At 67.4% G+C, this 18,187-nt stretch carries 20 protein-coding genes; 9 read left to right on the top strand and 11 right to left on the bottom strand.

All coding sequences use genetic code 11. The features are described 5' to 3' along the window. Positions 1-95: 95 nt before the first annotated feature. The 4 genes from sufD to ACIQ51_RS01800 all read right to left on the bottom strand — a co-directional run bounded on the left by sufD (position 96) and on the right by ACIQ51_RS01800 (position 4,436). Positions 96-1,406, bottom strand: a complete 1,311-nt coding sequence (gene sufD, locus ACIQ51_RS01815) for a Fe-S cluster assembly protein SufD (RefSeq protein WP_396203290.1) — start codon at positions 1,404-1,406, stop codon at positions 96-98. Continuing rightward, positions 1,403-2,152, bottom strand: a complete 750-nt coding sequence (gene sufC, locus ACIQ51_RS01810; protein ID WP_396203289.1) for a Fe-S cluster assembly ATPase SufC — start codon at positions 2,150-2,152, stop codon at positions 1,403-1,405. Before sufC ends, sufD begins: the two co-directional genes overlap by 4 nt. A gap of 128 nt (positions 2,153-2,280) precedes the next feature. Then, a complete protein-coding gene (sufB, locus tag ACIQ51_RS01805) occupies positions 2,281-3,714 on the bottom strand; it encodes a Fe-S cluster assembly protein SufB (protein ID WP_396203288.1) in 1,434 nt (477 codons plus the stop codon). Next, on the bottom strand, positions 3,711-4,436 hold the full coding sequence (locus ACIQ51_RS01800; protein WP_396203287.1) for a helix-turn-helix transcriptional regulator: 726 nt from the start codon (positions 4,434-4,436) through the stop codon (positions 3,711-3,713). Before ACIQ51_RS01800 ends, sufB begins: the two co-directional genes overlap by 4 nt. 233 nt (positions 4,437-4,669) lie before the next feature. On the opposite strand from ACIQ51_RS01800, the gene ACIQ51_RS01795 reads away from it, so the two are divergent. The 4 genes from ACIQ51_RS01795 (at position 4,670) to ACIQ51_RS01780 (ending at position 6,393) form a co-directional block, all read left to right on the top strand. Beyond that, a complete protein-coding gene (locus ACIQ51_RS01795; protein WP_396203286.1) occupies positions 4,670-5,086 on the top strand; it encodes a hypothetical protein in 417 nt (138 codons plus the stop codon). After that, the gene (locus tag ACIQ51_RS01790) at positions 5,087-5,728 is read left to right on the top strand and encodes a M23 family metallopeptidase (RefSeq protein ID WP_396203285.1); all 642 of its coding nucleotides are present in this window, start codon (positions 5,087-5,089) and stop codon (positions 5,726-5,728) included. Next, entirely contained in the window at positions 5,725-6,030 is a 306-nt protein-coding gene (locus ACIQ51_RS01785) for a YhbY family RNA-binding protein (RefSeq protein ID WP_396203284.1), read from the top strand. Before ACIQ51_RS01790 ends, ACIQ51_RS01785 begins: the two co-directional genes overlap by 4 nt. A gap of 99 nt (positions 6,031-6,129) precedes the next feature. Then, positions 6,130-6,393, top strand: a complete 264-nt coding sequence (locus ACIQ51_RS01780; protein ID WP_396203283.1) for an indolepyruvate ferredoxin oxidoreductase subunit alpha — start codon at positions 6,130-6,132, stop codon at positions 6,391-6,393. Positions 6,394-6,502: 109 nt separating this feature from the next. Here ACIQ51_RS01780 and ACIQ51_RS01775 read toward each other — a convergent pair whose 3' ends face one another. Genes ACIQ51_RS01775 through ACIQ51_RS01765 form a run of 3 tightly spaced genes read right to left on the bottom strand, consistent with a single transcriptional unit; the run spans position 6,503 to position 9,251 of the window. Next, positions 6,503-7,114 carry a methyltransferase family protein gene (locus ACIQ51_RS01775; protein ID WP_396203282.1) on the bottom strand — a complete coding sequence of 204 codons (612 nt, stop codon included), beginning with the start codon at positions 7,112-7,114 and terminating at the stop codon, positions 6,503-6,505. Beyond that, positions 7,111-7,908 (bottom strand): alpha/beta fold hydrolase, encoded by a 798-nt coding sequence (locus ACIQ51_RS01770; RefSeq protein WP_396203281.1) that lies wholly within the window; start codon positions 7,906-7,908, stop codon positions 7,111-7,113. Before ACIQ51_RS01770 ends, ACIQ51_RS01775 begins: the two co-directional genes overlap by 4 nt. After that, the gene (locus ACIQ51_RS01765) at positions 7,905-9,251 is read right to left on the bottom strand and encodes an AI-2E family transporter (RefSeq protein ID WP_396203280.1); all 1,347 of its coding nucleotides are present in this window, start codon (positions 9,249-9,251) and stop codon (positions 7,905-7,907) included. The genes ACIQ51_RS01770 and ACIQ51_RS01765 overlap by 4 nt, the downstream gene beginning before the upstream one ends. Before the next feature lie 39 nt (positions 9,252-9,290). Between ACIQ51_RS01765 and ACIQ51_RS01760 the strand changes: the two genes are divergently transcribed. Together ACIQ51_RS01760 and ACIQ51_RS01755 are read left to right on the top strand one after the other, a co-directional pair. Next, a complete protein-coding gene (locus tag ACIQ51_RS01760; protein WP_396203279.1) occupies positions 9,291-10,454 on the top strand; it encodes a ribonuclease D in 1,164 nt (387 codons plus the stop codon). Positions 10,455-10,729: 275 nt separating this feature from the next. Further along, entirely contained in the window at positions 10,730-11,302 is a 573-nt protein-coding gene (locus ACIQ51_RS01755) for a signal peptidase II (protein ID WP_396203278.1), read from the top strand. 114 nt (positions 11,303-11,416) lie between these two features. On the opposite strand, the gene ACIQ51_RS01750 is transcribed toward ACIQ51_RS01755, so the two are convergent. Further along, on the bottom strand, positions 11,417-11,809 hold the full coding sequence (locus tag ACIQ51_RS01750; protein ID WP_396203277.1) for a metal-sulfur cluster assembly factor: 393 nt from the start codon (positions 11,807-11,809) through the stop codon (positions 11,417-11,419). Positions 11,810-11,879: 70 nt separating this feature from the next. Then, positions 11,880-13,421, bottom strand: a complete 1,542-nt coding sequence (locus ACIQ51_RS01745; protein ID WP_396203276.1) for a serine hydrolase domain-containing protein — start codon at positions 13,419-13,421, stop codon at positions 11,880-11,882. Positions 13,422-13,641: 220 nt separating this feature from the next. Here ACIQ51_RS01745 and ACIQ51_RS01740 point away from each other — a divergent pair, with 220 nt between their 5' ends. The 3 genes from ACIQ51_RS01740 to ACIQ51_RS01730 are packed head-to-tail and all read left to right on the top strand — an operon-like array spanning position 13,642 to position 16,420. Then, on the top strand, positions 13,642-14,274 hold the full coding sequence (locus tag ACIQ51_RS01740) for an RNA polymerase sigma factor (protein ID WP_396203275.1): 633 nt from the start codon (positions 13,642-13,644) through the stop codon (positions 14,272-14,274). Continuing rightward, a complete protein-coding gene (locus tag ACIQ51_RS01735) occupies positions 14,261-15,073 on the top strand; it encodes a hypothetical protein (RefSeq protein WP_396203274.1) in 813 nt (270 codons plus the stop codon). The genes ACIQ51_RS01740 and ACIQ51_RS01735 overlap by 14 nt, the downstream gene beginning before the upstream one ends. 12 nt (positions 15,074-15,085) lie before the next feature. Then, on the top strand, positions 15,086-16,420 hold the full coding sequence (locus tag ACIQ51_RS01730) for a PDZ domain-containing protein (RefSeq protein ID WP_396203273.1): 1,335 nt from the start codon (positions 15,086-15,088) through the stop codon (positions 16,418-16,420). Here the strand turns inward: ACIQ51_RS01730 and ACIQ51_RS01725 are convergent. Both ACIQ51_RS01725 and ACIQ51_RS01720 read right to left on the bottom strand, forming a co-directional pair. Further along, positions 16,372-17,223 carry a matrixin family metalloprotease gene (locus ACIQ51_RS01725; RefSeq protein ID WP_396203272.1) on the bottom strand — a complete coding sequence of 284 codons (852 nt, stop codon included), beginning with the start codon at positions 17,221-17,223 and terminating at the stop codon, positions 16,372-16,374. The two genes, ACIQ51_RS01730 and ACIQ51_RS01725, sit on opposite strands and share 49 nt — an antisense overlap. Positions 17,224-17,232: 9 nt before the next feature. Further along, complete coding sequence (locus tag ACIQ51_RS01720; protein ID WP_396203271.1) at positions 17,233-18,168, bottom strand: alpha/beta fold hydrolase; 936 nt, start codon at positions 18,166-18,168, stop codon at positions 17,233-17,235. Positions 18,169-18,187: the final 19 nt, after the last annotated feature.

The raw sequence follows: 18,187 nt of genomic DNA, 5'->3' as shown, positions 1-18,187 counted from the left end.
GTCCGTGCGTATGACTCGAAACCCGGTACCCGATACCCGAAACTCCTCGTGAACCGCGGGGAGTTTCGGGTGGCGGGTTGCGGGTTGAGCGTGTCTCAGTGTGCCGAGCTGCCCGTGAAGCGCTCGACGGTCAGCTTCTCGAGCGCCTCCACGATGACGGGGTTGTCGAGGGTTTCCAGCACATCGGCCGCAAAGGCGTACATGAGCAGCTGCTTGGCGAGCACCTTGCCCACGCCGCGGCTCTTGAGATAGAACAGGCTCGTCTCATCGATCCGCCCCACCGTCGCGCCGTGCGTGCACTTCACGTCGTCGGCGAAGATTTCGAGCTGGGGTTTGGTGTCGATCTGCGCCTTGTCGGACAGCAGCAGCGTGTGGTTGGTCTGCTTGCCGTCGGTCTTCTGCGCCTCGGGGTGGACGTACACCTTGCCGTTGAACACCCCGTGCGCGCTGTCGTCGATGAGCCCCTTGTAGGCCTCACGGCTGAAGCAGTTCTCCTTTACGTGCTCCACGCGCGTCTGGTGATCGGCGTGCTGTTCACCGTCCAGCATGTACAGCCCGTTGATCGTGCAGCCGCACCCCTCGCCGTCCAGCACCGTGTACACATTGCTGCGCGAGAGGGCGCCGCCGGTCTGGAAGGTGAAGGTGAGGAAGTGGCTGTCGCGCCCCTGGCGGGCTTCCACGGTCCCGATGTGGTGCGCCGAGCGTGCCTCGCGCTGGATGCGGATGACCTGCAACGTGGCGCCATCTTCCACGAATGCCTCCACGACGGCATTCGTGAAGTAGGGCACGTCGGCGAGGCTCACGTAGCTCTCCACCACACTGGCCTTGGCATGACGCTCCACCACCATCACGTGACGCGGATGGCTCATGAGCCCCGCGCCGTTGGCGTCCGTCACGTGCAGCAGGTGGATGGGATGCTCGATCACCATCTCCTTGGCCACGTGAATGAGCGTGCCCTCGCCGGCAAACGCGGCGTTGAGCGCGGTGAAGCCGTCACGGTCGGCCGGCGCCGCGGTGCCCACGTACTTGCCAAGCAGGTCCGGCGCCTGCGCCACGGCCGTGGCCATGTCGAATACGCGGATCCCCGCCGGGAGCGTCTCGATCGTGGACAGCGCCGGGGCAAAGCGGCCATTGAGGAACACCATCAGCGGCCAGGTGCCACCGAAGGTGTACGGCTCGAGCGCCGCCGGGTCGAGGGTGCTCACCGGCTTGGCGATCGCGGGCGCGTACTGCGCCGACGCGATGGCCGACACGCTGGTGTAATGCCAGTCTTCGTTGCGCGTGGTGGGGAAGCCCAGCGTCTGGAACGCCGTGCTGCCCGCGGCACGCAGTGCCTTGAGGGAGCCGGGAGCGTCGGCCACCGCGGCCTCCACCGCCTGCTCGGCGAAACGCAGTCCCGTGGTCACGCCACCGTCTCCAGCACCCAGTCGTAGCCGCGATTCTCGAGCTCGAGCGCCAGCGACTTGTCGCCGCTCTTGATGATGCGGCCGCCGGCCAGCACGTGCACGTAGTCGGGCACGATGTAGTTGAGGAGGCGCTGGTAGTGCGTCACCACGATCGCTGCGTTGTCGGGGCGCTTGAGCGCATTCACGCCCTCGGCCACGATGCGGAGCGCGTCGATGTCGAGGCCGGAATCCGTCTCGTCAAGGATCGACAGCATCGGCTGCAGTACCGCCATCTGGAGGATCTCATTGCGCTTCTTCTCGCCGCCCGAGAAGCCGGCGTTGACCGAGCGATGCATCATGGAGGCATCCATGTCGACCAGCTTGAGCTTCTCTTCGACAAGATCGAGGAACTCCATGGGATCGACTTCCTCGAGCCCCTTCGCCTTGCGGATCTCGTTGTAGGCGGCACGCAGGAAGTACGCGTTGGTCACGCCCGGGATTTCCACGGGATACTGGAAGGCGAGGAACACGCCATGCTGCGCGCGGACCTCGGCGTCCATTTCGAGCAGGTTTTCGCCGTTGTAGATCACCTCACCACCGGTGATCTCGTACGCCGGGTGGCCGGCGAGCACCTGCGCCAGCGTGCTCTTGCCCGAGCCGTTGGGGCCCATGACGGCGTGCACTTCACCGGCGTTGACGGTGAGCGAAATCCCCTTGAGAATCGGCTTGCCGTCGATGGCGGCGTGGAGGTCCTTGATCTGCAGCATATGGGTAAACGAAGAGAGGTGTATGGCCAACAAGTGGTGAGTTCTCAGTAGAAGGTTTCAGTGTTCAGTGCACTGGCGACTGAAACCCTTTACTGAAGACTGAAAACTCCGTGCGGTCCGAGGGATGCCTACCCCACCGACCCCTCGAGCGTAATGCCAAGCAACTGCTGCGCTTCCAGCGCGAACTCCATGGGCAGCTCCTTGAACACTTCCTTGCAGAAGCCGCTCACGATCATCGACACCGCCTGCTCGGCGTCGAGGCCACGCGCCTTGAGATAGAAGATCTGGTCTTCACCGATCTTGCTCGTCGAGGCCTCGTGCTCGAGCGTGGCGCTGTTGTTGCCCACCTCCACGTACGGGAAGGTGTGCGCGCCGCAGGCGTTGCCCACCAGCATCGAGTCGCACTGCGTGTAGTTGCGCGCGCCCTCGGCCTTGGGGAGGATCTGCACCTTGCCGCGGTAGCTGTTCTGCCCCTGCATGGCGCTGATGCCCTTCGAGACGATCGTGCTCTTCGTATTGCGGCCGATGTGGATCATCTTGGTGCCGGTGTCGGCCTGCTGCTTCTTGCTGGCCACGGCCACCGAGTAGAACTCGCCCACGCTGTTGTCGCCCTGCAGGATCACGCTGGGGTACTTCCAGGTGATCGCCGACCCGGTCTCGACCTGCGTCCACGAGATCTTCGCGTTCGTCATCGCCTTGCCGCGCTTGGTGACGAAGTTGTAGATGCCGCCCACGCCGTGTTCATCGCCGGCGTACCAGTTCTGCACGGTGCTGTACTTCACCGTGGCGTTGTCGAGCGCCACGATCTCCACCACGGCCGCGTGCAGCTGGTTGGTGTCGCGCTTCGGCGCGGTGCACCCTTCCAGGTAGCTCACGTACGATCCCTCGTCGGCCACGATCAGCGTGCGCTCGAATTGCCCCGTTTCCGCTGCATTGATACGGAAGTACGTGGAGAGTTCCATGGGGCAGCGCACGCCTTTGGGGATGTAGCAGAACGAGCCGTCGGAGAAGACGGCGCTGTTGAGCGCGGCGAAGAAGTTGTCGCTATACGGGACCACCGAGCCGAGATACTTCTGGATCAGCTCGGGATACTCGCGCACGGCTTCTCCGAAGGACATGAAGATTACGCCGTGCTTCGCGAGTTCTTCCTTGTACGTCGTGCCGACCGAGACGGAGTCGAACACGGCGTCGACGGCCACGCCGGCGAGTCGCTTCTGTTCCGTGAGCGAGATCCCGAGCTTGTTGTACGTCTCGAGCAGCGCCGGATCGACTTCGTCGAGTGAGCCGAGCGGCTTCACCGACTTCGGCGCGCTCCAGTAGCTCGCCGCCTGATAGTCGATGGGCGCGTAGGTCACGTTGGGCCAGTGCGGCTCCGTCATCGTCTGCCAGCGGCGGAACGCCTTGAGGCGCCACGCGAGGAGCCACTCGGGCTCCTGCTTCTTGGCCGAGATGAAACGGACCGTCTCCTCGGTCAGCCCGGGGGGCAGCGTTTCCGTCTCCACGTCGGTGGTGAAGCCGTACTGGTACTCGCGATTGACCAGCTGCTCGATGGTCGAACTCATGCCTGCTCCTGTTTCACCGTCGAAAGGTGACCTGAAACGCCGTATTCACAGTGGCCGCAGCCGTCCAGCCGATGCGCATGGCGCACGAGCGGAACACCCAGCAGCCGTTCCACGAACTTTTCCTCGACTGCGCAGGCCTGCGGAAATCGTTCGGCGATTTCGCGGACGGCACAGTTGTGAATGCGCAGGGTAAGGAGGGGAGTTGCCTCCGCCCCCGCCTGCTCCGCGGGTCGTCCCGCGTCCTGCCCAACCGGACGCTCGAGGCGCACCGTTTCCGCCATGTAGCCCTTGGCACTCAGCAGCTCCGCCACCAGTGGCACCCGCTCCTCGAGCGGCAAGGCCTCCAGCACCGGGGCCGCCTCGTCACCGAGCCGCCGCCATTCTGCCTCGAGCACCGCTTCCACCGCCTGATCGCCCGTCTGGGCCCGCAATGCTTCGAGCGCGGTGGCCAGGACTTGGACGTAGGAGCGCGGGAACAGCGCTTCGCCCGCCGGGGTGAGCGAGAAGGCATAGACTGGGGCACCCACCCCGCGCACGGTGCGCTGGAAGCGAACCAGTCCGTCCTCCTCGAGCGCCTTCAAATGGCGACGAAGGGCATTGGCGGTGAGGCCGAACTGCTCGCCGAGCTCGGACGCGGTGAGCGGTTGCGCCTTCTTGAGCGCCACCAGCAAATCGGCCCGAACCCCACGAAACCCTCCCAGTGCGCCAACGACATCCTCCATGACCGAGAATATAGTTCGGCTTTCACGTTCGTCAACGAAAGCGTTGACGAATTGATGCCGTCCCTGGTGGCTGGTGGCGAGCTGAGCGGTGCCGTGGGCAAACCGGACACGACGGAATCGCCCCCTGTTTCGCGGTCGGCCCTCGTCGTGTACCTTGGGCCGGGCTGACAGTCCTTGGCAGAGGGTGGGGCCCGGTCACCCGCTCGCAGGTCTTTCCCGCACGGGGGGTCCAGGTGGTGCGTCTGTCCGTCGCCGTCGCAGGCATCGTGCTGTTGCTGGGGGTCGTCGCCCTTGTGCGGGCGTCGCGGATGAACCGACGGTCCATCGAGCGCGATGGGCTGTCGCGGTTCCGCGACGCGCTACGCGGTCGCTATCCGGAGCTGCTGCTGGCGCACGTGTACGGCTATCTGGCCGAACGGCATGGCACCCAGCAGCCACACGTTCACGTCAGCCCCTCCGACGATCTGCGGCGGGTGTACGGCCTGGTCGATCTCGACCTCGAAGATGCCGTGCTGGTGATCGCCGACCGGGTCGGTGCGCGTCTGCCGCGCGCCAAGGAGCTCGACGCGCTCAAGACGGGGGTGCGCAGCGTGGAGGATCTGCTGCGCTTCCTCGAGCCGTACGTCCGCCCGGACGTGGTCAGGGAGTGAGTGCGCACTAGCGCGCCCCGCCTGCTGGCGGCGGTTGGCATGGCGCTCCTCGTGTCAGCCTGCTCCCGTGGTGCGTCGACCATCGCGGCGCTTCCCGAGCGGGCGCCGAGCGACCTCCGCCGCGACCTCGGTCCGGTTCCCGAACATGCCGGCCCGCGCAGCGACGCCGTAACCGACGATGATCTGGCCCTGCTCTGGCAGCGTCAGCTCATGGTCCCCGTCGACGGGTACCCGCGCCGTGCGTTGCGCGACAACTACACCGCCCGACGGGAGGGTGGGAGAATCCACGGCGCGCTCGATATCGTCGCGCCGCGCTCCACGCCGGTCCTGGCCACCACCGATCACGTGATTGGCCGCCTGCTCGAGGGGCCGGTGGGCGGCATCGTCATCTACGCCTACGACGCCGAGGAACGGTTCGTGTACTACTACGCGCACCTCGAGCGCTATCGACGCGGACTCGCGGTGGGGGACCGAGTCGCCAAGGGCTCCGTGATCGGCTACGTTGGAACGACGGGGAATGCACCACCCGATACCCCGCACCTGCACTTTCAGGTGATGAAGCGGGGGCGCGGCCGCGCGTGGTGGGACGGTCCCCCTATCAATCCGTATTCGTTCTTCGCCACCGACGGGGTTCGTCCATGAGCATGACCGGCAAGGAGCGCGCAGCGCTGCGCTCCGAGGCACACCATCTCGACGTACAGGTTCACATCGGACATGCCGGGCTCACGCCCTCCCTGTTGCAGTCGCTCGACGATGTCCTGCGCACCAAAGAGCTGGTGAAAATCCAGGTCGCGAAGGCCGGCGAGCTCTCCGCCAAGGAGGCCGCCAATGCCGTGGCGGAGCAGATGGGGGCAGAGGTGGTGCAGGTGATCGGGCGGACCTGCACCATCTTCCGTGAAAACCCTGACCTCAAGCGCGGCGACGTGCCCCCGTGGCGCAAGTAGCATTCGGCACGATTCCGCCTTGTCCGCCGTTCGCTCTGGTGTATCTTCCCGTTTCAACTGCCACACCCATTCCGGTCGGTCAGACCCGAGCTTCGTCACATGCCCTACGTCATCACTGAAGCCTGTATTTCCGTCAAGGACAAGTCGTGCGTGGACGTCTGCCCCGTTGATTGCATCTACGAGGGCGCGGACCAGCTGTACATCCAGCCCGACGAGTGCATCGACTGCGGCGCGTGCGAGCCGGAGTGCCCGGTGACCGCGATCTTCCCCGAGGAAGACGTGCCCGTGCAGCTCAAGAGCTTCATCGGCAAGAACCGCGAAGTCTTCGGCGGACCGAATCCGCCGGGACGCCCCACCCGCTAACCGGGGGGTGCAAAAGGCCGGAGCGCACGCGCTCCGGCCTTTTCGTTGAGGGGTCAGCCGTCGGCGCACCGACCCCCGAGGGGCATCCGATCTCACGCCCCCGATCAGTTCACAGGGTACCCTTGTACCAGAACGCCCCGATCAGCGCCACGTACTGCAGGATCGTCGAGCGCTCACTCCACAGGGCTTCCTTCCAGTCGTGCGGCCCTTCGGTGGATCCCGCAGGCGGACGGCCGAACCAGCGAGGCGTGCGAGTCTTGTAGTCCAAGTACTCCTGGCCGAAGATCGATTCGAGTACGCCCTCCTCGTAGCGCACGATCAGCGTGTACTCGATCGCGAAGACCAGGATCGCCACGGGAATGAACCAGAACACGCCGCTCACCACCGTGAAGCCGATCCACGCGAGGAAGTTGCCCACGTACAGCGGGTTGCGGCACCACGCAAAGGCGCCGTAGGTGACCAGGCGCTGCACGTCGCGCGAACGGCGACGCGTGACCGTTCCTGCAGCGGCCACGCCGGCCGTGCGGATCATCTCGCCGATCGCCACGATCAGCAGCCCCACGATCCACGTGGTCTGCGTCTGCGTCCCAGCAGACAGCAGCGGCACCGCGAGAAAGGGGACCGGGAGCCACCCGCGGTTCTTGAAGAGCACCTGCCCGATGCGGGCGGCGGTGCTGCGTTCAGCTTCGGACAGGGTGGGCTCGGCGGCGTTCGTGGTCATCCCAGCGTGGCGAGAAAGTCGGAAAGGGCGTGAGTCGTCGCGGCGGGGCGCTCGAGACAGGGCACGTGCCCCGCTCCCGCGATGATCTCGAGGCGCGCGCGCGCCGCCGGAGGCAACGCCTCGGCGATCACGCGCGCCTCCTTGATGGGCGTCAGCACGTCGTCCTCTCCCACCAATACGAGTGTGGGAACGCTAATCGTTTGCAGCGTTCCGCGTGAGTCCGGCCGGTCCCGCAGGGCGTGCAACGCACCACTGATGCCGGCCGCCGACTGACGCCCCATCATGGCTCGCAGTGCGGCGACCACCTCCGGGCGATGCTCGCGCGTGGCCGACCCCACCATGCCAATGATCTGCGCGTCGGCGATGGCGCGGGTGCCGTCGCGCTTCACCAACGCGATCAACTCGTCGCGACGCTGCTTCGTCTCCTCGCTGTCCGCGCCAGCCCGCGTGTCGCAGAACACGAACGCCCGGACCCGATCAGGGTGGCGCCGCCAGAGTGCCATGGCGATGTAGCCGCCCATCGAGAGCCCGCATACCACCGCGCGCGCGATCTGCAGCCAGTCCAACAACGCCACCACGTCATCGGCATACTGGTCCATGCTGTACGGCCCGTGACTCGATGACTGGCCGAAGCCGCGGAGGTCGGGCACGATGCAGCGCGCCTGCGGGGCGAGCGCCACCCGCTGCGCCGCCCACAGGGTACGGTCGTGCGGGAAGCCGTGCAGCAACACGATCGGCTGCCCGTCTCCCTGATCGTCGTAGCCGATCTGGAAGCCCGCCCCCTGCGCGATCACGCCGCCCCCGTGTCCGCGTCGGGCCCGCGGCCCGCCTCACTCATCACCAGCTCGGGACGCACGTCGGCTCGCATGAGATCCCTCCGTGCCGGGTGGTTCTTCGCCATCGTCCGCTCCCGGGCATTTTCCCGCTCGGCCATCATGCGCAGCGGCACCAGCAGTGCGGCCGTGAACGGCACCGCGATCATCAGACCGAGGAAGCCGAAAACGAGCGTCATGAGCGTTTGCGCCACCAGCGTGATCGCCGGCGGGAGATCCATCTCGCCCCGCATCAGATACGGGATCAGCAGGTTGTTTTCGAGGAACTGAATACCCCAGTAGGCGATCGCCACGGCGAGCGCCTTCTCGGGCGAATCCACGAAGCCCATGAGCACGGCGGGGATGGCGCTCAGCAGCGGCCCCACCGTGGGAATGAATTCCAGCAATCCCGCAATGAAGCCGAGGGCGAAGGCGGCCTTCACACCGAGCAGCATGAGCACGGTGAATGACACACTGCCGATCACGAGCATCGCGATGAGCTGCGTGACCAGCCACTTGCGGAGCACTTTGGCGATCTCGGCGAGCACGATGCGCGCCTGCGCGCGCGAGGCGGCGGGGACCATCGCCAGAATCCACCCGCGATACACATCGGGTTCCGCGGCAATGTACATGGCGAGGAAGATCAGCAGCACAAGGGCGGTGATGGCCGCCAGTGTGTTGGACACGAAGGAAAAGAGGTACGTGGAGGCGCTACCGATCCCCTCGCTCAGCCTGCGCTTGAGCGCCTCAGTCGCCGATTCCTGGCGCGGGGCGCGGGGGGGGAGTCCCGAGTCGGCCGCAGAGGGGCGGCGGCCGGCCGCGGCGCCCGTCACGTCGGTCGCCGGTTGCCCGGGGGCGGGGGCGGGGGCGGGGGCGAGCGCCGAGTCAGCGGTGGCGGTGGTACCGGTTGCCGACGAGATGAGCGACTCGATCAGCCCGCCGCGCTTGCTGTCGATCCAGCTCTGTACCTTGGCAATGGCGGCGGGGAATTCCCGCTGCAGCTGTCGCCCCTGCTCGATGAGGGTGGGGGCGGTCCAGGCCAGTACCCCGCCGATCCCCCCGAGCGTGCTCAGGACGATCAGTGCCGAAGCGATTCCCCGACGGATCCGGTAGCGCGCGAGGTAGTCGACCCCGCGTGCCACGGCCAGTCCGAAAAGGGTGGCCAGAAAGACCAGGATAACCAACGAGCGGACCGACCAGAGCAGCTGGAGGCCGAACCAGACCGCGAGGACGGCAACGGCCGCCCGGGCCAGGTCGGCGGTCCGCCACCCGCGACGCTCCGGGGGCAAGGGGGCAGGCGGCAAAGTCTCATTGTCGGTGGTCATGGTCTCGAAACTACCGTTCAGTATAGCTTACAGGGAGCCATGCCATCGCCAGCTCCACTCTATCTCGACACGGCAGATGCCGTTGATCGCTTTCTGTCCGGTCTGACCGGCGTGCGCGCTATCGCGCTCGACACCGAAGGCGCGAGCTTTCATCGCTTCGTGGACCGCATCTATCTGCTGCAGATGTCCACGCTGCATCACGAAGCGGTCATCGACCCGCTTCCGATTGGTACGCCCGAGAAACTCGGCGCGCTCCTCGAACACCCAGACATCGAAGTGGTGTTGCACGACGCGGACTACGATCTGCGCCTGCTGCATCAGGACTATGGCTGGCGCGTCACACACCTATTCGACACGCGCGTGGCCGCGCAGCTGCTCGGCATTCGGGCATTCGGTCTCGCGGCCCTGCTGGAACGGTACTTCGGTCTGAAGCTCGACAAGAAGCATCAGCGCGCCGACTGGAGCATGCGCCCGCTCACTGCCGACATGCTCGATTACGCGGCGCAAGACACACGCCACCTGCTTGGGCTGCGTGATCGTCTGCATCGTGAGCTCGAGCAGATGGGGCGTTGGCACTGGGCCAAGGAGGAGTTCACTCGCGCCGAGGGCACGCGGTGGGAGAACGACGGTGAGGATCAGGCCTTTCTCCGACTGAAGGGCGCGCGCGATCTGACGCGTCGCGAACTCGCGCGGCTGCGCGAACTGGTGCGATGGCGCGACACCATCGCGGCGGAGCTCGATCGTGCTACCTTCCGTGTGGCGGGCAACGAAGTGCTGCTCGATCTCGCGCGTGTGGCGCCCACATCACGCGAGGCGCTGTTCGCCGTGAAGGGCTTCCCGCGCGGCATGAATGACGCGCGCGCCGCCGAGGCGCTCGCCGCAGTGTTGCGGGGCAATGCCGTTCCCGATTCGGAGTTGCCGCGATTCCCCAAGAGCGCGCGCTGGGATAAGGATCCCGACTTCGACGATCGCGTCGCCAAGCTCAAAGGCGTGCGTGATGTGGTGGCGACGAAGCTCGATCTCGACCCGGGCGTCCTCTGCTCACGTGATCGCATGGAAGCGGTGGCGCGCCGGAAGCCACGGCATGTGGATGATTTCAGCGGCATCCCCGAACTGCGTCAGTGGCAGGTCGAAGTACTGGGCGTCGATTTCGTGAAGGCGCTGGCGCGCTTCAAGGACGACTCGCCGTACAAGCCGGGATGAGAGGTGTGACCGCCCATGGCCGCCCCCGAGTGCGGTTGTGGCGTGCGCACCACGACGCTGTCGAGGCATAACCCGCGCTGGCGTGAACGCTCGACGGCTCCCCGTGAACATGAAAAAATCTTCATGTAATTGGGTCCTACTAAGTGCCGTCATGGCAGAGACTTGCGTGGAGCGGATCGGTCGCGGTCGGTGTTTTGCCCCCAGATGAACGGACGGCACATGAGGTGCCACAGGCCGTGGTGACCCGACGTCAGTCTTTCTCCGGTCGCCACGCGATGAGACTCTCCCTCCCGGCCGTCCTGAGCGCGCAGATGCGGAACGCCCCCGTGATCAGTCGGTATCTGGGCATCACGCTCGCCGTGTGTCTCGTGGACCTCGCCACGAAGTGGGTGGCGGTTCGTTCATTGGGAGAGTGGGGACTGTACCCGCTCAGCGACCGTTTCTGGTTCACACTTGTGTGGAACACCGGCGCAGCCGGCGGCGTGTCGAACGGTCCCTACACGTGGCTCATCAGCGTTGTGGTCACGGTGGTGGCGCTTCTTCTGGTGCTGGGCGTGGTGCGCTCCATCGCGGCGATCGACTCGCGCGCCACCACGGCCCTTGGTCTCGTGAGCGGCGGCGCCTGCGGCAACCTGTTGAGCATCGTCGCCGGCCCTCGCGGCGTGGCCGACTTCATCGCCATCCGTCTCACCGAGGAGACCACCATGGTCGCCAATGGTGCCGACCTGTTCCTCTGGGGGGGCGCGTTGCTGTTGGTGCCGGTGGGCGCCACGCTCCTTCGCCTCGCGCGTGCGGAGCGCGCCGATCGTCGCGCGGCGGTCTTTACGCGCGATACGACCATGGCGTAAGCGGGGTAGCGGAGCAGCAGGGAACGCACAACAAACGACCCGGGGCGCTCTGCGCTCCGGGTCGTTCCCGTTCCTACCGGCTCTCGGCCTCGCGTCACCCGACGCGGTTGCCGTTCAGAAGCCCATATATGCCCGCACCCGCGGCTCAATCCGCTCGGGGGTCCAGGGTGGCGACCAGACGAGGTTCATGACCACGTCGGTCACGCCAGGTACCGTCCGCAACTGCTGCTCTGCCTCCCCCATGATCTCTGGGCCGGATGGGCATCCGGGGGAGGTCAAGCTCATGTCCACCCGAACCGACGAGCCGTCCACGACGATGTCGTAGACAAGGCCGAGGTCCACGATGTTGAGGTTCAGCTCGGGATCCTTTACGCGGCGTAGGGCCAACTTGGCCTGATCCGCCGAGATGGCACCGTCCGCCGACGGGCCTTCCGGGCTCTGCTCGGCGGCCGCGTCGGTCAGCGATTCAGGCTGATCGCTCATGACTTCGTCCATGAAGGGGTCCATGTCGTACTATAGCGCCCCGCGCAATCCCTTGGTTCCGGTTCGGGATTGCTGCGCGGTCATGTCGGACGTGCTATTTGCTGGCGGCCTTCTTCTTGGTTGCCGGCTTCTTGGCTGCGGGCTTCTTCGCGGTGGCGTTCTTGGACGATGCCTTGGGCGCGGACGTCTTCTTGGTCGTGCTTTTGGCCGTGCGCTTGGTCGAGCTCCTTGACGCCTTGCTGGCCTTGGACGACTTCGACGCCTTCGCCTTGCTCGACGGGCCCTTCTTCGCCCCAGCCCGCGCGGCGGCCGAGCGTTTGGCGGCGGCGCGTTTGGCGGCGGCACGCTTGGCCGCAGCGGCCTTGCGGCGGGCGGCGGCGCTGGTGGCGCGGCGGGAGCGCAGTGGCCGGTTCCAGTCCTGGGCCAGGTCGGCGCGGAAGCTGACCGGCATCGCGCGCACCCCGTCTGGGTCGTCCATCACGGCCAGCACCGCCGCGTCGGCCAGATCGTTGCGCACGTCGGCGATGACCTTGCTGGGCCGACGCGCGCGGGCGGCGTGCACGCGATTGGTGAGCAGCACGACGAACATCTGCCGGTCGGGGTCGATCCACAGCGACGTCCCAGTGAACCCGGTGTGTCCGAAGGCGCGTTCCGACATGAACTGCCCGCAGCCGGCGCCGCCAGCGCAGGTGTCCCAGCCAAGAGCGCGGTGTCCGGCTGCCCGGCGAGTGAAGAGCTGCACGGTGCTGTCGGAGATCACGCGCACCCCCTTGTACACGCCGCCATCGAGGAGCATCTGTGCGAACACCGAGAGGTCGGCGGCGGTGCTGAACAGCCCTGCGTGACCCGCAATGCCGCCCAGCGCAAACGCATTCTCGTCGTGCACTTCGCCCCGCAGCGGATAGCCGCGCGGCGGCGCGATCTCGGTGGGGGCGGTACGTACCACGTCGTGATCGGTCACGCGGAACCGTGTGTCGGTCATGCCGAGCTTCTGGAAGACCGTCTTCTGCAGGAGCGTCTCGAGCGACTGCCCGCTTATCGCCTCGGCGATGAAACCAAGCAGGTCGGCGCCAAGATCGGAGTATTCGTAGCAGACGCCCGGCGTGCAGTTGATGGGTGAGGCCAGCACGGCGGCGCGCGCTTCGTCGGGGGAATCGGTCACGCGCCACAGCTCGCGCCCGGCGGAGAGGCCGGCGCGGTGGGTGAGCAGGTGGTGCACCGTGACCCGGTCACGCAGCCCACCGCTGAACGCCGGCAGGTAGCGCGACACCGGGGCCTCGAGCTCCAACTTCCCCTGATCGTACAACACCATGATGGCGGTGGTCGTGGCCACCACCTTGGTGAGCGACGCCAGGTCGTAAATGCTCTCCTGGGCGCTCACTCGCGCCTTGCGGGTCCAGTCGAGCGTGCCGAAGCCGCGCGACCAGACCGCGTAGCCCTTGCGGCCCACGACGACGGACCCGCCGGGGTACCCCCCAGCCTCCACGCCGCGCTGGACGACTCGATCGATCGTGGCTAGGCGCTCGGCCGACATACCCACCGCCGCGGGCTCCCGTTCTGGGAGGCCGCCGCCGGCTGGGAGCGCGACGCGTGTCACGTCGGCAACGGCAATGGCGAGCGCGGTGAGCAGGAGCACCAGAACGATCCGGGCGTAGGGTTTCCCAGGGGAGTCGCAAGGCGGCGCGCGATGCCAGCATTGTGACGAACCCCGTGTGCCTCAAGGGCATCTAAGGCGCAAGGCAATGCTCGTCAATACCCCGACGGGTGAATCGGTCCGAGGCAACGGGGACGTGTGACATGGCGACACGACGAACAGCTGGCGGGTACACCCCTAGGCAACCATCTCCCGTCCGTCCGTGTCAGATTTCACGAACCCCATGGAAACCGACGCTGCCATCGTTCGACGGGCGATTGAGGGGGACGAGCGCGCCATGCGGCTGCTGTGGAATCAGCACGCGCCGCACGTGGATGCGGTCGTCCGCCGCCTCGCCGGCGATCCCGACCTCGCACAGGACATTGCGCAGGAGGTCTGGATCCAGATTTTTCGCGCTCTCCCGTCGTGGCGGGGGGACGCGAAGTTCAGCACGTGGATCCACCGGGTGGCGATCAACCGCACCCTCAACACGCTGCGCGGCGTGAAGCGGCGGACGGCGGCAGAGACGGTGATCGAGGACGACACCGCCTTGGTGGAGCAGGACGCCGAGCGCCGTATGCTGGCGCAGAGCATCGATGAGGCGGTACAGCAGCTCAGCCCCGGCGCCCGCACGGTCTTCCTGTTGCATGACGTCGAGGGGTACACGCACGAGGAAATTGCCGCCGAGTTGGGGATCACCTCGGGCGGCTCCAAGTCGCAGCTGTTCAAGGCGCGGGCGAAGCTGCGCCGGCTCTTGGCGCCGCTGGTGGACCAGCGGCGTGGCAACGACGGCGCGGCACAGCATTACGCAGACGGATACGGTGAGTCCTATGGTGGAACCTATGCAGCCCAGTAGCCCGCATCTCTCCGCCGAACGGCTGGCGGCGTTCGACGACCGTCCCTTGTCCGTTGGTGAGCTCGCGCATCTGGCGGCCTGCGCCGCCTGCCGGGCGGAGTACGAGGCCGTGACCGCGCTCGTCGCCATGGCTGGTGCGCTTGGGGGGCAGCCGCCACGGCCGGAAACGCCGCGGTTGGTCGAGTTCGACGTCATTCTCGCTGGTGTGCGCCAGCGCGAGGCAGCGCTCACCCCTGCGTCCGTCGCGATGCCTGGACCGGTGGCCCCGGCGCCGCCTGGTGCGCGGTCCGGCGGACTCGCGCCTGTCTCGGTGGCCCCGCGCCGCATGGTGACCGCGCGGTGGCGTCAGGCGGCGGCCGCGCTGCTGCTGGTCTGCGGCGGGGCGGTGCTGGGGCGGGGCACAGGCAACGCCGCCCCCGGAACCGCAATCGCCGTGACGGGCGTCGGTGCGCGGCGCGCGCCGATGGCGCCGGGGGCAATCGAGGCACGACCCTTTGCCGATAACGCGTACGCCAGTGTGGAGCAGGCCACGGTCGCGCTCAACGGCGCGCAGCGGGAATACGAGCGCGCTGCCCTCTGGTTGGCGTCGAACGACACCACGCAGCGCGATCCGGAGGTGTTCCGCGCACGCCTTGCGGCGCTCGATCAGATGATGGAAGCGTCGCGAGTGGCGCTGCGTGACGCGCCCCAGGATCCGCTGCTCAACCACTACTATCTCGCCGCGTACAGCGCGCGCGAGGCCACGTTGCAGGCGCTCAGCAGCGCCCTGCCGGTGGACAAGGTCATCGAACGGTACTGACCGATGCTTGGCATGAGGAATACCGGAGGCACGGCGTGCCAGCCGCACACAATGGTGCTGCGGGCGTCGCTGGCGGTGCGGACCGGGCTGGCGGTCACAGGGCTTCTGGCCGGCGCACTCGAGGCGCAGACACCGGTGAACAGCCGCTCGCGCATCGCGATCAAGCGGGTCGCGCCTGGTGCGGGAGCGACGGGCAACGTCTGTACTGAACTCGAATCGTCACCGTCGCCGCTGGTGCACGCTCCCGAGGGGCTGGCGCTGCTGCGACTCAAGCGTCAGTTGGAGAGCGCGGCACTCACGCTCGAGCAGCGCCAACAGCTCGAGCGCGACCAGCTGCAGCGTATTGCCCAGGTGCAGCGCGGTATGGATTCACTCATGCAGGTGGTGCTGCGCTTCGCGCGCGACGAGAGCGCCGAGCGGATGGAGCGCGCCCCCGCCTATGCCCCGCCGGTGACCGGTCGACGCATGTTCGTTACCGTGGATAGCGGGAACGGTCCGGAGACGATCGACCTGGAGGCGATGATGCGCGGCGGCGCGCCCGTGGTGCGCCGGGCGCTCGATAGCACGTTCGTGGTCATGGCGCCCCAGGTGAATCGCATCATCCGTGCGCTGCAGCCGCAGGTGGCGGCGTTCGCCGGTGAGGCGGAGGCCGCACTCCCCGGTGCTCTGGTGGCCCCGTCGGGCTATATGGGACTGTCGCTGAGTGGCGCGCAGATTCGCATCGTCACCCCCGATGGCGTGATGACGAACCATTGCGAGTACCCGCTCGTCGAAACGGTCGACGTGGGCTCCCCGGCGGCGCGGGCCGGACTGTCGGCCGGGGATACGCTGGTGGCATACAACGGGCGCGACGTCATGCAGGTGGCGGTGAATTACGCGGAGCTTGTCACCGCCGGCAGCACAGTGAAGGTGCGCGTGCGCCGCGCCGGCAAGCCGCGCGAGGTGCCGGTGCAGGTGGAGGCGCGCCGCGACGAGCGAAGCGCCGCCCCCGTGCCCCTCATGCTGCGCGGGACCCCCGAGCGATCGGCGCCGCTGCCGCTGTCGCTGCAGATGCTGAGTCCCAATGGCGTGGCCGTGCTCGCAGGGGCGCAGTTCGCCACCATGGACATGGAGTTCGCGCAAAGTCTGGGTCTCGAGCCCGGGGTCCTGGTGCTGCGTGTGCCAGCGGGCACGCCCGCTGCCGGCGCCGGCCTCAAAGCCGGTGATGTGGTGCGGGCCGTGAATGGGGGGGCGGTGCGCGACGTGTCGGCGCTGCGGCGCGCACTCGCCACCTCGCGTGAGACGGCCCGATTGACGGTTCAGGGGCGCGGGTCGGCGAGCCGGGTGCTGGTGCTCGAGCTCCGGTAGCGCCACAGCCGGCGGTCTCCTGCCGGCTCGCGTTTCACCGACCCTGCCGGCACGGCGTACACGAGACGCACCGTCGCCTTGTCGACGTCGCTCAGGTCACGTACCCGCACGCGTGCCGACATGATGTTGTCCGCGTTCGCCGTGTGATCGAGTCCCAGCAGGTGTCCTACTTCGTGCAAGGCAATCGCTCGCATCTGCGGCGCGGTCAGGGTGCCGCCGCTCGGGTGAGCCACGGCCAGCTGGATGTCACCGGAGAGCAGCCAGTGATTGCCATCGCGGCTCCACACCGTCTTGCCGCTGATGCCGTTCGCAAGGTGCTCGACGAAGTGCACGAAAATGTCGGCGGTCGCCGGGTCGTGCACGACGGTGAAGTGGACGGGAATGCCCGCCTGCGTCCAGGTCTCGAAGGCATCGCGCACGGCCGTGGCGTACTCTGGGTTCCACCCGTCCAGTGCAATGGCGTCGCCCACGAAGATGCGCAGCGGTCGTGTGATGCGGTCGGGCCACCGGGCGATGGCCGAGTCGTGTGCGGCGAGCAACTCGGCCAGGTAGGTGCCACTGGCCCCACGCGCGAGGCGGCGGCGCACATCCTCGACATCATGGCCACGGCTCTCGGACCGGTTGCTGCCCGGCACGCGGCGCGCTTCCCCATGGCCGTCGTGCGCGCGGTCGGCGGCACGGTCGGCGGCACGGTCGGCGGCGCGGTCAGCCGCGCTTTTGGTGGCAGCGCTCGCCGTGTGCCCACCGATGAAGCAGGCGAGTCCCACCACACAACTTGCGAGCAGTGTTTCGGCGAGCGTCACGGGCACGACTCAGAAAGTCGGTGCCTCCTCCGCGAGGAAGGCGTGCACCGCGGCAAAGAACGCGTCGGGGGCTTCCCAGAAGGGGTTGTGCCCGGCCTCGGGAATGGGGACAAGCCGCGCGCGCGCCAGTAACTGCGCGGTGCGCTCAGCCTCCGACAGCGGCAGGACATCTGCCGCTCCATGCACGACGAGCGTGGGCACCGGCAAGTCACGCAGCTGATCGATCCAGTCGTAGCCGTCCCGCCGCAGCCGGGCCACCACGTGCGCACCGGTCACGCTATCGCCACGGAGTGGATTTACGCTGTCCGCAAAGGCCCGGTCGGCAAACCACGCGGGGAAGTACGCCTGCGCGTATGCGGCGTGTACGGCGAGATCGGGGGTGGCGAGGCGCTCCACGGTGTGCGCGGCTAGTCGCGCGCGGGCGTCGCCGGCGAGGCGAGCGAGGCCCGCGTCATGCAGCAGCGGTAGCCAGTCGCTCGTGACGCCGACGGCATTGACCAGCACGAGGCGCCGGACGGCGTGCGGTGACTGCGCGGTGTCGAGCGCCGTCGAAAGCATCGCGATACCACCGCCCCAGGAGTGGCCAAGCACATCCCATTGCTGTACCCCGAGGGCCTCGCGGAGGGCGGGCACATCACCGGCGTCGAACTCGATGCGGCTGGCGGCTATACCGGGAGGGGCGGCGCTCAGTCCGCGGCCGCGCTGATCGTAGAAGATCAGCTGACGCTGCTGCGCGAGCGGAGCGAGCGCGGGCCAGAGCAGTTTGTGGTCGAAGAGCAGACCGCCGTTGATGCAGAGCAGCGGCGGGGTCGAGGGCTTGGCCGGCGTCGTATAGACGGCGAAGTCGAGGCCGCGGGCGCGCACGGTCCGGTGCACGAGCGGTGGGTGCGGCGGGAGGGTGCGCCGAAAGGCGAGATAGCGGGCGAGCGCGGGAGAGACGGGCATCAGGCTGCAGAAGATAACG

Origin of the sequence: Gemmatimonas sp. (assembly GCF_044344655.1) — a bacterium.
Lineage (GTDB): Bacteria > Gemmatimonadota > Gemmatimonadetes > Gemmatimonadales > Gemmatimonadaceae > Gemmatimonas.
Note: the sequence above shows the minus strand (reverse complement) of the source record. Positions and strands in the feature narration are given on the sequence as shown.

Excerpts from the sequence above, each read along its gene's own strand:
- sufC (WP_396203289.1), bottom strand. The coding sequence starts at position 2,152 with ATGCTGCAGATCAAGGACCTCCACGCCGCCATCGACGGCAAGCCGATT.
- sufB (WP_396203288.1), bottom strand. The coding sequence starts at position 3,714 with ATGAGTTCGACCATCGAGCAGCTGGTCAATCGCGAGTACCAGTACGGC.
- ACIQ51_RS01800 (WP_396203287.1), bottom strand. The coding sequence starts at position 4,436 with ATGGAGGATGTCGTTGGCGCACTGGGAGGGTTTCGTGGGGTTCGGGCC.
- ACIQ51_RS01785 (WP_396203284.1), top strand. The coding sequence starts at position 5,725 with ATGAGCATGACCGGCAAGGAGCGCGCAGCGCTGCGCTCCGAGGCACAC.
- ACIQ51_RS01780 (WP_396203283.1), top strand. The coding sequence starts at position 6,130 with ATGCCCTACGTCATCACTGAAGCCTGTATTTCCGTCAAGGACAAGTCG.
- ACIQ51_RS01775 (WP_396203282.1), bottom strand. The coding sequence starts at position 7,114 with ATGACCACGAACGCCGCCGAGCCCACCCTGTCCGAAGCTGAACGCAGC.
- ACIQ51_RS01765 (WP_396203280.1), bottom strand. The coding sequence starts at position 9,251 with ATGACCACCGACAATGAGACTTTGCCGCCTGCCCCCTTGCCCCCGGAG.
- ACIQ51_RS01760 (WP_396203279.1), top strand. The coding sequence starts at position 9,291 with ATGCCATCGCCAGCTCCACTCTATCTCGACACGGCAGATGCCGTTGAT.
- ACIQ51_RS01755 (WP_396203278.1), top strand. The coding sequence starts at position 10,730 with ATGAGACTCTCCCTCCCGGCCGTCCTGAGCGCGCAGATGCGGAACGCC.
- ACIQ51_RS01750 (WP_396203277.1), bottom strand. The coding sequence starts at position 11,809 with ATGGACCCCTTCATGGACGAAGTCATGAGCGATCAGCCTGAATCGCTG.
- ACIQ51_RS01735 (WP_396203274.1), top strand. The coding sequence starts at position 14,261 with ATGCAGCCCAGTAGCCCGCATCTCTCCGCCGAACGGCTGGCGGCGTTC.
- ACIQ51_RS01730 (WP_396203273.1), top strand. The coding sequence starts at position 15,086 with ATGAGGAATACCGGAGGCACGGCGTGCCAGCCGCACACAATGGTGCTG.
- ACIQ51_RS01720 (WP_396203271.1), bottom strand. The coding sequence starts at position 18,168 with ATGCCCGTCTCTCCCGCGCTCGCCCGCTATCTCGCCTTTCGGCGCACC.